Consider the following 13,032-nt stretch of genomic DNA (forward strand, 5'->3'; position numbering starts at 1 on the left):
GCTCGCCACCGTCGTCGTACCACTGAGAACCGGGACACCCCCATGCCTACCATCACCGCCGCTCGGGCCTATCTGGTCGATCTCGAGGTCGAGACCGTCCGCACGGATGCCGTGCAGAGCTTCCTGAAACAGGAGACCGTCTTCGTCGAGATCGACACGAGCGACGGCCTGAAGGGCACGGGGTACTCCTACACGATCGGAACGGGGGGTCGCGCCGTGCTGTCGATGCTGCGCGACCATCTCGTGCCGCTCCTCCCGGGGCTCGACTCCCGGAACATCGAGCAGATCTGGTACACCCTGTTCGCTTCGACCCGGGCCACCACGGTGGGCGCGATCACCTCGCTCGCGCTCGCCGCGGTGGACACGGCGCTGTGGGACCTCAAGTGCCTGCGCGCCGATGCCCCGCTCTGGCAGGTGGCCGGCGGGTTCCGCCCGGCCGTGCCGCTCTACGACACCGAGGGCGGATGGCTGCACCTCGAGACCGAGGAGCTCGTGCGCGGCGCCCTGGCCTCCCGCGAGGCCGGCTGGGGCGGCCTGAAGCTCAAGGTCGGCAAGCCGAGCGTGCGCGAAGACCGCGAGCGCCTGCTGGCCGTGCGCGACGCCGTCGGCGACCGGATGGACATCATGGTCGACGCCAATCAGTCGATGACCGCGGCCGAGGCCATCCGCCGGGCCAAGGCCTTCGAGGAGGTCGACCTGTTCTGGTTCGAGGAGCCGCTCCCGGCCGACGACGTGGAAGGACATGTGCGCCTCGCGCGCTCGACGAGCATCCCGGTCGCCGTCGGCGAGTCGCTCTACTCGGTCGGCCAGTTCCGCGACTACCTCGAGCGCGGCGCCGCCGGCATCGTGCAGGTCGACGTGGCCCGGGTCGGCGGCATCACGCCGTGGCTCAAGGTGGCGCACCTGGCCGAGGCCTTCAACGTGGCGGTCTGCCCGCACTTCCTGATGGAGCTGCACGTCAGCCTCGTGGCCGCCGTGCCGAACGGGCGCTACGTGGAGCACATCCCGCAACTGCGCAGCATCACCCACGGCGAGATGGCCGTGCGCGACGGCCACGCCATCGCCCCCGAAACGCCCGGCCTCGGCCTCGCCTGGAACGCCGACGCCATCGCAGACAGGACCGTCGCATGACCTCTGAGACCCCCGCATCCGTCCCCGCCGCCGGGTCGCGCACCGCCGCCCGCCGGCCGCACGCCTTCCGCCGCTTCCTGGCGACTCCGCGCTTCTTCCTGATCGTGCTGATCGTGGTGCTCGTGGTCGTGCTCGGCGCCCTCCGCCCCTCCTTCTACAACGGGCCCTTCGTGATCGCCCCGCTGATCACGAGCATCGCCATCTTCACCGTCGTCGGGCTCTCCCAGCTCGTCGTGATGTCGGTCGGCCACATGAACCTCGCGATCGGCCCGATGGCCGCCTTCGGCGCCATGTTCATAGGCATGAGCTACGAGCTCTGGAACCTCCCGCTCTGGGCCGGCCTGCTCGTCGGCCTCGTGGCCGGGTCGCTGGTGGGCGCCCTCTCCGGCTGGCTGATCGCCCGCACCGGCGTCAACTCCTTCATCGTCACGCTCGCCATGAGCTTCGCGCTGATCGGACTGGTGCCCACGATGTACTCCTGGCTGAGCACCGGATCGGCGTTCACCGTGAAGCCGGAGGGTTTCGACCTGATCGGCCGCAGCGCCTTCTCGGTGCTCTGCCTCGGCGGCGTGTGCGGCACCAACGCGGTTCCGCTGATCATCGTGCCGACCATCATCACCATGGTGCTGCTCGGCTACCTCTTCACCCGCACCCGGATCGGCCGCGAGCTCTTGATGACCGGCAGCAACGTGGAGGCCGCCGAGCTCTCCGGCATCCCGACCGGGCGCCGGATCGTACTCGTGCACACCCTCTCGGGGCTGCTCGCCGCGCTCGCCGGGTTCCTGCTCGCGGCGAGCACCGGCTCGTTCACGCCGGGCATCGGCGGCGAGTTCATGCTGCAGTCGTTCGTGGGCCCGATCCTCGGCGGCACCCTGCTGGCCGGCGGCTACGTGTCGATCACCGGCACGCTGCTCGGCATCACGCTCACGCTGCTCATCCGCAAGGGGCTCGACCTGTTCGGCGTGGGCATCGAGACGCTCAACATCCTGCTCGGACTCATCCTGCTGATCGCCCTCTCGGCCGACCGCTTCCGCTCGTTGGGCGGCCGTCGGCGACGTCGTCGCTCACCGGAACCGGACGACCCGGGCGCCTCGCCGCCCACCGCCCCGACGTCCGCCCAGGGCGCCCAGAAGACGCAGGAGGTGTCGGCATGAAGCGCTCGCTGAACTCCTTCGTGCACTCGCAGAACCTGGTGCTCGCCATCATCGTGGTGGTCGGCACGGCCCTGCTCGGCGTGAGCTCGGGCGGCGGGTTCTTCAACCCGATCTCGGTCACCACGTTCTTCCTCTTCCTCGCGGTGCCGATCCTGATCGGCCTGGCGCAGATGATCACCCTCTCGGTGGGGCAGCTGAACCTGGCCGTCGGCTCGATCGGCGGCTTCGCCTCCTGCTTCGCCGGCGTGATCATCGCCGATTGGGGCGTCCCGGCCTGGATCGGCGGCCTCGCCGCCATCCTGGTCGGCGCGCTGGCAGGCCTCGCGAACGGCCTGATCGTCACCGTCACGCGCATCAACGGCTTCATCGTGACGCTCGCGACCATGACGATCCTGCTCGGCATGCAGTACGGCCTGGTGGGTACGCGCACCATCTCGAACACCGAGTGGCCCGAGCTCGCCGACCTCGGCAAGGCCTCGATCCTCGGCGTTCCGGTGATCTTCTGGATCGCCATCCTGATCGCCATCGTGCTCTCGTTCTGCTTCAGCCAGACCGTCACCGGCCGGCGCCTGCTGGCCAGCGGCGGCAACCCGACGGCGGCCGGTCTCGCGGGCATCTCGAACGACCGCAGCGTGATCGTGGCGCACACCGCCTCGGGCCTGCTCTGCGGCATCGCGGCCTTCGTGACGCTGGCCTCGCTCTCGGGCGTCAACCAGTCGATCGGCGGCGACTGGCTGCTCTCGAGCTTCGCCGCTCCGATCATCGGCGGCGTCTCGCTGGTGGGCGGATCCGTCGCCGTGCTCGGCACCGTGCTGGCCGCCACCATCGTGCGCCTGGTCGACAGCGCGCGGGCCGAGTTCCAGCTCGCGCCCAGCTGGGTGAACTTCGTGGTGGGCGCCGTGGTGCTCGGCACGGTGGCGCTCGGCCGGGTGCGCGAGGTGCGCGCCGCCCGGGCCGCGACGGCCCCGCCGCCCAGTGGGGCATCCGTCGACACGCCCCTGGCCACCGATCCGCCCGACGGATCGCGCCCCCTCGTCGATTCCCGGCCCGGAGGAGACCGCTGATGACCACGTACGCCCTGGAGGCCCGCGGCCTCACCAAGTCCTTCCCCGGCGTCAAGGCGCTCGACGGCGTCGACCTCGCCCTCGCTCCCGGCGAGGTGCACGCCCTGATGGGCGAGAACGGCGCCGGCAAGTCGACGCTGATCAAGATCCTCACCGGGGTGCACCGGCTCGACGAAGGCACCATCGCGGTGAACGGCGTGCCGATGACCATTTCCTCGCCCACCGAGGCGATGGCGGCCGGTATCGGCGTGGTGCACCAGGAGCGCAACGTCATCCGCCGCTTCTCGGTGGGCGAGAACATCGTGATGAGCCGGATGCCGAAGAAGGGCGGCCGGATCGACTGGGCGGCCGTGCGCCGCGAGGCGAAGCGCTGCCTCGGCCAGCTCGACCTCGACCTCGACCCCGACACCCCGATGGAGCGGCTCTCCGCCGCGCAGATCCAGCTCGTCGAGATCGCCCGCGGCCTCTACACCGAGACGAACGTGCTGCTGCTGGACGAGCCGACCGCCTCGATCACCGCGAACGAGGCGAACCGCCTGTTCCGCGTGGTCGACCGCCTGCGCGACCAGGGCAAGGCCGTGGTCTTCGTCAGCCACAAGCTCGAGGAGGTCTTCGACCACTGCGATGCCGTGACCGTGCTGCGAGACGGCCGCTCGGTGATGGAGTCGGAGCGCCTGGCCGACCACACCCGGGACGAGATCGTCGACGTGATGGTGGGCCGCTCGCTGGCCGCGCTGCAGGTGCCCGACCGGGTCATCGACCGCAGCGTGCCGCCCGTGCTCGAACTGCGCGGGGCAGGCACCTCGCTCGGCCACCGCGACGTGTCGCTGCAGGTGCGCCCGGGCGAGATCCTCGGCCTGTACGGCCTGGTCGGCGCCGGCCGCACCGAGCTCGCCCGCGCGATGCTCGGTCTCGGCCGCATCACCCAGGGCGAGATGCTGGTGCGCGGCGAACCGGCGAGCATCCGCTCGGTGCGCCAGGCCCTCGAGCGGTACCGGATCGGCTACGTCACCGAGAACCGCAAGGAAGAGGGCGTCTTCCTCGAGCAGTCGGTCACTCGCAACATCACGGTGACGGTGTGGTCGAAGCTCGCGAAGGCCTTCGGTTACGTCAGCGGCAAGAAGGAGCAGACGCTCGCCGGCCAGTACGTGAGCGACCTCGACATCCGCATCGCGGGGCAGTACCAGAACGTCGGGCAGCTCTCCGGCGGCAACCAGCAGAAGGTGTCGCTGGCCAAGTGGCTGGCGGCGAAGACCGAGATCCTGATCATCGACGAGCCGACGGTGGGCATCGACGTGCGCACCAAGCGCTCGTTCTACGACCTGATCTGGCGGTTGGCCGACGAGGGTCTGGCCATCCTGCTGATCTCCAGCGACCTCGCCGAGATGGTGACGCTGGCCGACCGTATCGCGGTGATGGACCAGTTCACCCTCACCGGCACCCTCGACAATACCCACGACTACGACTCGATGAGCCAGTCGATCATCCGCCTCATCCACACCGGCGCCACCGCCGGTACGACCACCGGCGCCGCCGGTCGCGACAAGGAGCACGCATGACCACCATCACCTCGGTCGACGTCGTCGACGTGAGATTCCCGACCTCGCTCACGGCCGACGGATCGGACGCCATGAACAAGGACGGCGACTACTCGGCCGCCTACGTCATCCTGCACACCGACCGCCCCGGCCTCGGCGGTTACGGCTTCACCTTCACGATCGGTCGCGGCAACGAGGTGTGCGTGCTGGCCGCCGAGCTGCGGGCGCGCCCCCTGGTCGGCCGCTCGGTGGAGGAGGTCGTGGGCGACCTCGGCGGCACCTACCGGGAGCTCAAGAGCGACTCGCAGCTGCGCTGGCTCGGGCCGGAGAAGGGCGTCGAGCACCTCGCCATGGCCGCCGTGATGAACGCGGTCTGGGATCTCGCCGCCCGGGTGGCCGGAAAGCCGCTCTGGCAGCTGCTGACCGACATGACGCCCGAGCAGCTGGTCGACGTGGCCGACCTCACCTACGTCTCGGATGCGCTCACCCGCGAGGAGGCGATCGGCCTGCTGGCCGAGCTCGCACCGACCCGGGCGGACCGCGTGGCCGAGATGAGCGCATCCGGCTACCCGTGCTACACCACGAGCGCCGGCTGGCTCGGCTACTCCGACGAGAAGCTGCGCCGCCTGCTGAAGGAAGCGGTGGACGAGGGATACGACCACGTCAAACTGAAGGTCGGCGCGAACCTCGACGACGACATCCGTCGCCTGCGGATCGCCCGCGAGGTGATCGGCTGGGACGCCAACCTGATGATCGACGCGAACCAGGTGTGGGACGTTCCGGTGGCCATCGACTGGGTGGCGGCCCTGGCCGAGTTCAAGCCGCTCTGGATCGAGGAGCCGACCAGCCCCGACGACGTGCTCGGGCACGCCGCCATCCGCAAGGCCGTGGTGCCGATCGGCGTGGCGACCGGCGAGCACGGGATGAACCGGGTGCTGTTCAAGCAGTTCTTCCAGGCCGAGGCGATCGACTTCTGCCAGCTCGACTCGGCCCGGCTGGCGAGCATCAACGAGATCCTCACCGTGTACCTGATGGCGAAGAAGTTCGGCATCCCCGTATGCCCGCACGCGGGCGGTGTGGGGCTGTGCGAGCTCGTGCAGCACCTCTCGGTGTTCGACTACGTGGCCGTCTCGGGCACGCTGGAGAACCGGGTGACCGAGTACGTCGACCACCTGCACGAGCACTTCGTGGAGCCCTGCATCGTGGAGGACGGTGCCTACGTGCTGCCCACCGCGCCGGGGTACAGCGCCGAGATGACCGCGTCGACGCTGGAGGAGTTCGCGTACCCGTTCGGCAGCTACTGGGCGGGCGTCGCCGAGGCTGCCGCCGCGGCATCCGCGAGCCCGGCCGTCTGAGCCGGGTCACTCCAGATGGAAGACCTCGGTCAGCTCCTGCCACTGGGCGCCCTCCGGGGTGCCCGGCACGCGCTGCTGGCACGGGTCGGTGAGCCGCCACCAGTCCTGGGTGCGCGGGTCGGCCGCCAGCGCCGCCTGCGCGGCGGCGTGGTCGTCGCCGACGAACTCGTAGTAGCTGAACAGCTCGTCGCCCTGCAGGAAGATCGTGTAGTTGCGGATGCCCACCTCGGTGAGCTTCGCGAGAACCTCCGGCCAGACCTCCCGGTGCAGCGCCAGGTACTCCTCGCGCTTCTCGGGTCGCAGCCCGATCCTCGAACCGATCCTGAGTGCCATGCCTCGTCCTCCTCGATGAGCTGCCGGATCCCCTCCACCCTAGGGCCGAGCGGCCGGACACCGTTTCCTTCGCCGTCCCGGTCGTCTTCGTCTTCGCCCTCGACAGAAAGCAGTTCTCCGATGTCCTTCCCCATCTCCTGCGGGGGTGGTGCCCGATGACCGGCGCGCTCTCCCTCACGCCCGAGCCGGGGCTGCGGGTGCTCGTCACTGGCGGCACCTCCGGAATCGGCCTCGCGATCGTCACGGCGCTCGAGGGCTTCGGCGCCCGCGTGCACGTCTGTGGCACGAACGCCGAACGGCTCGACGCGCACCTGGCCGCGGTGCCCGGGCGCACCGGCTCGCTCTGCGACGTGAGCGACCCCGCCCAGGTGGCCGCGCTGCTCACCGACGTCGAGGAGGCGCTCGGCGGGCTCGACCTGCTCGTCAACAACGCCGGCATCGCCGGGCCCACGGCGAAGCTCGTCGACATCGACGTCGCCGAATGGGAGTCCACCCTCGCGATCAACCTCACCGGCGCGTTCCTCTGCGCGCAGGCCGCCGTGCCGGCGCTGACCGCCTCGCGCGGCTCGATCGTGAACATCTCCTCGGTGGCGGGCCGCCTCGGGTACGCCCTGCGCGCGCCCTACAACGCCTCGAAGTTCGGGATGGACGGGCTCACCCAGTCCCTCGCCCGCGAACTCGGACCCGACGGCATCCGGGTGAACGCGGTGCTGCCCGGTTTCGTGGACAGTGACCGCTTCAGCCGCACCACCGCCGCGCGGGCATCCGCTCTGGGCATCAGCCCCGAGGAGGCGCTCGACAAGCTGCTGGACAAGACCTCGCTGCACACGATGGTGAGCGAGGAGGAGGTCGCGCTGCTGGTGGCGTACCTCGCCTCCTCGGCGGGGCGCAACATCTCCGGCCAGGCGATCAGCCTCTGCGGGAACGTGGAGTACCTGTGAGCGTCGAGGTGCCCGCGGGCGCGGGGGCAGGCCTGGGCGGAGGCTCCGGATCGCCTTCGGGCGCGGGTGCGGGTAGCGCGGTGGGCGAGGGGTCCGGAACGCCTTCGGGCGCGGCGCTGCACGTGCAGGTCACCGTGATCGGCGCCGGGCTGATCGGCTGCGCCTGGGCCGCGCTGTTCGCCCGGGCCGGGCACGACGTGGTGCTGTTCGACCTCGACGAGGCCGCCCTCGGCCGGGTCGACGGCGTGGTTCGTACCCTCCTCGGCGATCTGGACGCGGTCGACGCGATCGTGCGCGTGCGCACCTCGGGCGACCTCGCCGCGGCCGTGCGCGAGGCCGATTACGTGCAGGAGTGCGTGCCCGAGGTGGCCTCGATCAAGGCCGAGGTGTTCGCGCGCATCGCCGAGCACGCGCCGGCCGACGCGATCCTGGCCTCCTCCACCTCGGCGCTGATGCCCTCCCTGTTCACGGCCGAGGTGCCGGGCCGCGAGCGCACGCTGGTGGCGCATCCGTTCAACCCGCCGCATCTGCACACGGCCGTGGAGCTCGTGCCGGCTCCGTGGACCTCGCCGGCGGCGATGGCGCGGGCCAGGGCCATCCTGGAGAGCGCCGGGATGGAGCCGATCGAGCTGCGCGAGGAGCTCGACGGCTTCGTGGTGAACCGGCTGCAGGCGGCCGTGCTGCACGAGGCGTTCCGGCTGGTCGCGTCGGGCGCGGTGAGCGCGCAAGACGTCGACAACGCCGTGATCGGCGCGCTGGCTCCGCGCTGGTCGGTTCTGGGCGTCTTCGGCACCATCGATCTGAACGCGCCCGAGGGCATCGCGCAATACGTCGAGCGGTACGAAGAGCTCTATCAGCGGCTCGGTGCGGCCCAGACCGAGACCGTCGACTGGCAGGCCGTTCTCGACGGCGGGCTGCTGGCGCAGCGGGAACAGACCTGGCCGCGCGCCGAGCTCGATGCGAAACGAGCCTGGCGCGACCGGCAACTCGTGGAGCTGGCGCGGGCCAAGCGCACCCGGGAAACCGGGTAGTTGACACGGGTCCACAAGAGAGGGTCCACAATAGAGGAGTGACTCGAGAAACGACGCCGATTGTCCTGCACGACCTCATGACGCCCGAGAAGAACGTGCAGCGCATCATGTGGACGGGCACCGCGTGGTTCGCGGTGGCCGCCGGTTCCGCCGCGCTCACGACGGGCATGCTGCTCTCCTCGGGTTGGCGACCTGCTCAGCTGCCGGGCGACCTCCAGCCGCTGTGGTGGATCGGCGCCTTCCTCGTCGCGCTCAGCGTGGGGCTGATCGGCTGGTCGGGCTGCCCGATCCTCGAGGTCGACGTGCCCACGGCGAGCCGCAACAAGAGCCGCACCATGCAGCTGGGCACGCTGCTGTTCATCGTCGGCGGCGCGGTGTCGCTGTTCGCGGTGCTCCTCGGCCCCGCCGCCTGAGCCGCCGGGGCCGAGTCGCCGCTCGCGCCGCCTACGCGCTCAGGCGCGGGTAGTCGGTGTAGCCCTCGGCGCCGCTCGCGTAGATGGTGGCCTGGTCGGGGGTGTTCTCGTCGTGGCCGCCGCGCCAGCGCTCGGCCAGGTCGGGGTTCGCGATCGCGGGGCGACCCACGGCCACGGCATCCGCCACGTCGTCCTCCACCAGCGCGAGCGCCTGCTCGCGTGTGGTCACCTCGCCGAAGCCCGAGTTCAGCACCACGACACCGCCGAAGCGGCTGCGCAGTTCCTGCACGAGCTCGCCGGCCGGGTCGGCGTGCAGGATGCTGAGGTACGCGAGTCCGAGCGGCGCGATCCCGTCGAGCAGGGCGTCGTAGGTGGCGCGCACGTCGTCGGCATCCGTCTCGAGCACGTCCTGGATGTTGTGGCTCGGCGAGATGCGGATGCCCACCCGGTCGGCTCCGACCTCGGCGGCCACGGCGCGCGCGACCTCGATGCCGAACGCCGCGCGGGCCTCGGGGGAGCCGCCGTAGGCATCCGTCCGCTGGTTCGACGCGGGCGAGAGGAACTCGTGCAGCAGGTAGCCGTTGGCCGAGTGCAACTCGACCCCGTCGAAGCCGGCGTCGACGGCACGGCGGGCGGCGGCCACGAACTCGTCGCGGATGACGGGAAGCTCCTCGGTGGTGAGCGCGTGCGGCAGGCCGTACGGGGCCTTCTCGCCGTTCGGCAGGCGGGTCTCGCCGTCGATGGCGATCGCGCTGGGGGCGACGATCCGCTCGGTTCCGGTGATGGCGGTGTGGGTGACCCGGCCGCCGTTCATCAGCTGCATCACGATGCGGCCGCCGGCGGCGTGCACCGCGTCGGCCACCGCGCGCCAGCCCGCCGCCTGCTCGTCGGTGGCGATGCCGGGCTGGCCGGCGTAGGCCTTCGACTCGGCGCTCGGGAACACGCCCTCGCTCACGATCAGGCCGAGGCTCGCCCGCTGGGCGTAGTGCTCGGCGATCAGCGCGCCGGGAACGCCCTGCTCGTCGGCGCGCAGCCGGGTCATCGGAGCCATCACGAGGCGGTTGGGGAGGTCGAGGGCGCCGGCGGCGAGGGGGGTGAAGAGCTTCACGGAGGTCCTGTCTGGTCGTTCGGGTGGTGCGGTGCGGTGGTTCGGGTGGCGCGTGCTTCGCCACATCAAGCGAACCCCGGTTCCGGTTCGCGGATTCCGGCACTCAGCAGATTCCGGGGTTTCCGCGGGGGAGGCCGTCGAGCGGGCCGTGGGTAGGCTCGGCACATGAGCATCCCCCTCGGAACCGTGGCCGTGCATCCCGTCGCCGAGGCCGCCGAGGGGCCGTACGCCGTGGCCGTCACCCCCGACGGCGCGGTGTGGTGCACGCTCGTGCACGCCGGCGCCGTGCTGCGGCTGCCGCCGGCGAGCGGCGCGCTGCAGCGGCTCGAGCTCGGGGCGGTCGACGCCGGCTCGCCCCAGCACGCCCACCACTCCCGTGCGCAGCCCTCGCAGCTCGCGGTCGCCGACGAGACCTCGGTGTGGGTCACCGACACCACGGGAGGTCGGGTGCTTCTGCTGGGCCCGGATGCCGCGGGCGAGGCATCCGTGAAGCTCGAGGTCGCCGCCCCCACCGCCGGCGCCGAGCCCTACGGCATCACCGTGCAGCACGACGGCACGGTCTGGTTCACTGAGCTCGGCCAGGACGCCCTCGGCCGCATCGACATCCTCGGCGCCGTGACGGAGTTCGGCTCGGGCACCGACGAGGGCTTCGTGTCGATGATCGCCTCAGCCGGCGACAGCCTCTGGTTCACGGCCAACCAGGCGAACGCGATCGGCTACGTGCGCGGCGGCGACTCCGCCCCGGTGCTGTTCGAGATCCCCACCCCGCACGCCGGCCCGGTGGGCATCACCACGGCGCCTGACGGATCGGCGTGGTTCGTCGAGATCCTGGCCGGGAAGGTCGGCCGCGTCGACCGCAACGGGCGGTTCACCGAGCATCCGCTGCCCTGGTCGGAGGGCAAGCCGCACGCCATCGTGCCCGACCCACGCGAGGCCGGCGGCTTCTGGTTCACGCTCTGGGGCGCGAACCAGCTCGGCCACATCACGCCGTCGGGCTCGATCGAGGTGCTCGACCTCTCCGACGAGCACTCCGAACCGCACGGACTCGCGGTCGCCCCCGACGGCACGGTCTGGGTGGCGATGGAGTCCGGCGCCCTGGCCGCCATCACACCGCGCTGACCCTCGTTCCTCGCCCTTCGCTGACGTCTCGGGAGAGGACGTCAGGGGAGTGCGGCCGCGAGGGCGGTGAGCACCTGGGCCGTGGTGGGGACTCCGGCGGCGCGGAAGCGTTCGGCGCCGGAGGCGTCCGTCACGAGCACGGTGGGAGTCGCCGCGATCTCCAGGCGCTCGGCCTCGTCGGGGGCATCCGCCACGTTGATCTCACGCCAGGCGACGCGCTCGCCGAGCAGCGGGGCGATCGCGTCGAGGGTCTGCCGGGTGCTCGAGCAGGCGCCGCAGAAGCTCGAGCTCCACAGGGTGACGGTGAGTTCGGGCATGTTCTCCACAACCCCGCTCTCGGTCGGAAGATTCCACAGCCCCGGCGGTCCCCCGGATGCTCGGAGCCGCCCCACGATAGAATCGACTGTCGACCGGCACCGTTCGTCGGGCACTGACATCGACTGCGACTTCGGAACAGTCTGTTTCCGAACCCGGAGGGAATCCACATGCCAGCGATCGTCTTGATCGGAGCCCAATGGGGCGACGAGGGCAAGGGCAAGGCCACCGACCTGCTCGGCAGCCGTGTCGACTACGTCGTCAAGTTCAACGGCGGCAACAACGCCGGCCACACCGTGGTGGTGGGCGACAAGAAGTACGCCCTGCACCTGCTGCCCTCGGGCATCCTCACGCCCGGGGTCACGCCGGTGATCGCGAACGGCGTCGTCGTCGACGTCGAGGTGCTCTTCCACGAGCTCGAGGCGCTGGGTTCGCGGGGAGTCGACGTCTCGCGACTGCTCGTCTCGGCCAACGCGCACGTCATCACGGCCTACCACCGCACGATGGACAAGGTGACTGAGCGCTTCCTCGGCAAGCGCCAGATCGGCACCACCGGGCGGGGCATCGGCCCGGCCTACGCCGACAAGATCAACCGGGTCGGCATCCGGGTGCAAGACCTGTTCGACGAGGGCATCCTGCGCCAGAAGGTCGAGGGCGCGCTCGACCTCAAGAACCACATCCTGGTGAAGGTGTACAACCGCCGGGCCATCGCGGTCGACGAGGTCGTCGACGACCTGCTGTCGTACACCGAGCGCCTGCGCCCGATGGTGGCCGACACCTCTCTGGTGCTCGACCGCGCGCTCCGCGACGGCAAGACCGTGCTGTTCGAGGGCGGCCAGGCCACGATGCTCGACGTCGACCACGGCACCTACCCCTTCGTCACCTCCTCGAACGCCACCTCGGGCGGGGCGGCCACCGGGTCAGGCGTCGCACCCAACCGCATCGACCGCGTGATCGCCGTCGTGAAGGCCTACACGACGCGCGTCGGCGCCGGCCCCTTCCCCACCGAGCTGCACGACGAGTCGGGCGAGTTCCTGCGCTCGAAGGGCTTCGAGTTCGGCACCACCACGGGCCGCCCGCGCCGCACCGGCTGGTACGACGCGCCGATCGCCCGCTACACCGCGCGCATCAACGGCGTCACCGACTTCGTGCTCACCAAGCTCGACGTGCTCACCGGTCTCGAGCGCATCCCGGTCTGCGTCGCCTACGACGTCGACGGCACGCGGGTCGACGAGGTGCCCGTGTCGCAGACCGACTTCCACCACGCCGTGCCCATCTACGAGGAGTTCGAGGGCTGGAGCGAAGACATCACGGGCGTGCGCACCTTCGACGAGCTGCCTCCCGCGGCCCAGCGCTACGTGCTGGCCCTCGAAGAGATGAGCGGCTCGCGCATCTCCGCCATCGGCGTCGGCCCCGGCCGCGACGCCATCGTCACCCGCCACGACCTGCTGCAGTAGCGCGCCTCGCGGAGCGGCGTCCAGCTGCCGCGCCGCGCGAAGCCGCCTCGCAGCAGCCACTCCTGCCGAGTCA

General features: G+C 70.8%; 13 protein-coding genes. 10 read left to right on the forward strand and 3 right to left on the reverse strand.

The features are described from left to right. Positions 1-42 precede the first annotated feature (42 nt). From ACN4JJ_RS08355 to ACN4JJ_RS08375, 5 genes are read left to right on the forward strand one after another with little or no spacing between them, the layout of a single operon-like run. On the forward strand, positions 43-1,131 hold the full coding sequence (locus tag ACN4JJ_RS08355) for a mandelate racemase/muconate lactonizing enzyme family protein (RefSeq protein ID WP_440709446.1): 1,089 nt from the start codon (positions 43-45) through the stop codon (positions 1,129-1,131). Further along, positions 1,128-2,285, forward strand: a complete 1,158-nt coding sequence (locus tag ACN4JJ_RS08360) for an ABC transporter permease (RefSeq protein ID WP_440709447.1) — start codon at positions 1,128-1,130, stop codon at positions 2,283-2,285. The genes ACN4JJ_RS08355 and ACN4JJ_RS08360 overlap by 4 nt, the downstream gene beginning before the upstream one ends. After that, the gene (locus ACN4JJ_RS08365) at positions 2,282-3,349 is read left to right on the forward strand and encodes an ABC transporter permease (RefSeq protein WP_440709448.1); all 1,068 of its coding nucleotides are present in this window, start codon (positions 2,282-2,284) and stop codon (positions 3,347-3,349) included. Before ACN4JJ_RS08360 ends, ACN4JJ_RS08365 begins: the two co-directional genes overlap by 4 nt. Then, positions 3,349-4,908, forward strand: coding sequence for a sugar ABC transporter ATP-binding protein (locus ACN4JJ_RS08370; RefSeq protein WP_440709449.1), 1,560 nt, complete (start codon positions 3,349-3,351; stop codon positions 4,906-4,908). Before ACN4JJ_RS08365 ends, ACN4JJ_RS08370 begins: the two co-directional genes overlap by 1 nt. After that, positions 4,905-6,242 carry an L-fuconate dehydratase gene (locus tag ACN4JJ_RS08375; protein ID WP_440709450.1) on the forward strand — a complete coding sequence of 446 codons (1,338 nt, stop codon included), beginning with the start codon at positions 4,905-4,907 and terminating at the stop codon, positions 6,240-6,242. Before ACN4JJ_RS08370 ends, ACN4JJ_RS08375 begins: the two co-directional genes overlap by 4 nt. Before the next feature lie 6 nt (positions 6,243-6,248). Here ACN4JJ_RS08375 and ACN4JJ_RS08380 read toward each other — a convergent pair whose 3' ends face one another. Beyond that, a complete protein-coding gene (locus tag ACN4JJ_RS08380) occupies positions 6,249-6,575 on the reverse strand; it encodes an L-rhamnose mutarotase (protein WP_440709451.1) in 327 nt (108 codons plus the stop codon). A 155-nt stretch (positions 6,576-6,730) separates the two neighbouring features. Here ACN4JJ_RS08380 and ACN4JJ_RS08385 point away from each other — a divergent pair, with 155 nt between their 5' ends. The 3 genes from ACN4JJ_RS08385 to ACN4JJ_RS08395 are packed head-to-tail and all read left to right on the forward strand — an operon-like array spanning position 6,731 to position 8,960. Continuing rightward, positions 6,731-7,516: an SDR family oxidoreductase gene (locus tag ACN4JJ_RS08385; RefSeq protein WP_440709452.1), complete on the forward strand. Its 786-nt coding sequence runs from the start codon at positions 6,731-6,733 to the stop codon at positions 7,514-7,516. Next, a complete protein-coding gene (locus ACN4JJ_RS08390; protein WP_440709453.1) occupies positions 7,513-8,547 on the forward strand; it encodes a 3-hydroxyacyl-CoA dehydrogenase in 1,035 nt (344 codons plus the stop codon). The genes ACN4JJ_RS08385 and ACN4JJ_RS08390 overlap by 4 nt, the downstream gene beginning before the upstream one ends. A 38-nt stretch (positions 8,548-8,585) precedes the next feature. Then, complete coding sequence (locus ACN4JJ_RS08395) at positions 8,586-8,960, forward strand: hypothetical protein (protein ID WP_440709454.1); 375 nt, start codon at positions 8,586-8,588, stop codon at positions 8,958-8,960. A 31-nt stretch (positions 8,961-8,991) separates the two neighbouring features. On the opposite strand, the gene ACN4JJ_RS08400 is transcribed toward ACN4JJ_RS08395, so the two are convergent. Beyond that, a complete protein-coding gene (locus ACN4JJ_RS08400; RefSeq protein ID WP_440709455.1) occupies positions 8,992-10,068 on the reverse strand; it encodes an alkene reductase in 1,077 nt (358 codons plus the stop codon). Positions 10,069-10,233: 165 nt separating this feature from the next. Between ACN4JJ_RS08400 and ACN4JJ_RS08405 the strand changes: the two genes are divergently transcribed. After that, positions 10,234-11,187 carry a Vgb family protein gene (locus ACN4JJ_RS08405; protein WP_440709456.1) on the forward strand — a complete coding sequence of 318 codons (954 nt, stop codon included), beginning with the start codon at positions 10,234-10,236 and terminating at the stop codon, positions 11,185-11,187. A 41-nt stretch (positions 11,188-11,228) separates the two neighbouring features. Here ACN4JJ_RS08405 and ACN4JJ_RS08410 read toward each other — a convergent pair whose 3' ends face one another. After that, positions 11,229-11,504 carry a thioredoxin domain-containing protein gene (locus ACN4JJ_RS08410; RefSeq protein ID WP_440709457.1) on the reverse strand — a complete coding sequence of 92 codons (276 nt, stop codon included), beginning with the start codon at positions 11,502-11,504 and terminating at the stop codon, positions 11,229-11,231. Between the two features lie 168 nt (positions 11,505-11,672). Between ACN4JJ_RS08410 and ACN4JJ_RS08415 the strand changes: the two genes are divergently transcribed. Beyond that, a complete protein-coding gene (locus ACN4JJ_RS08415; protein ID WP_440709458.1) occupies positions 11,673-12,959 on the forward strand; it encodes an adenylosuccinate synthase in 1,287 nt (428 codons plus the stop codon). Positions 12,960-13,032: the final 73 nt, after the last annotated feature.

Source organism: Herbiconiux dendrobii (assembly GCF_052048175.1).
Taxonomy (GTDB): Bacteria; Actinomycetota; Actinomycetes; order Actinomycetales; family Microbacteriaceae; genus Herbiconiux.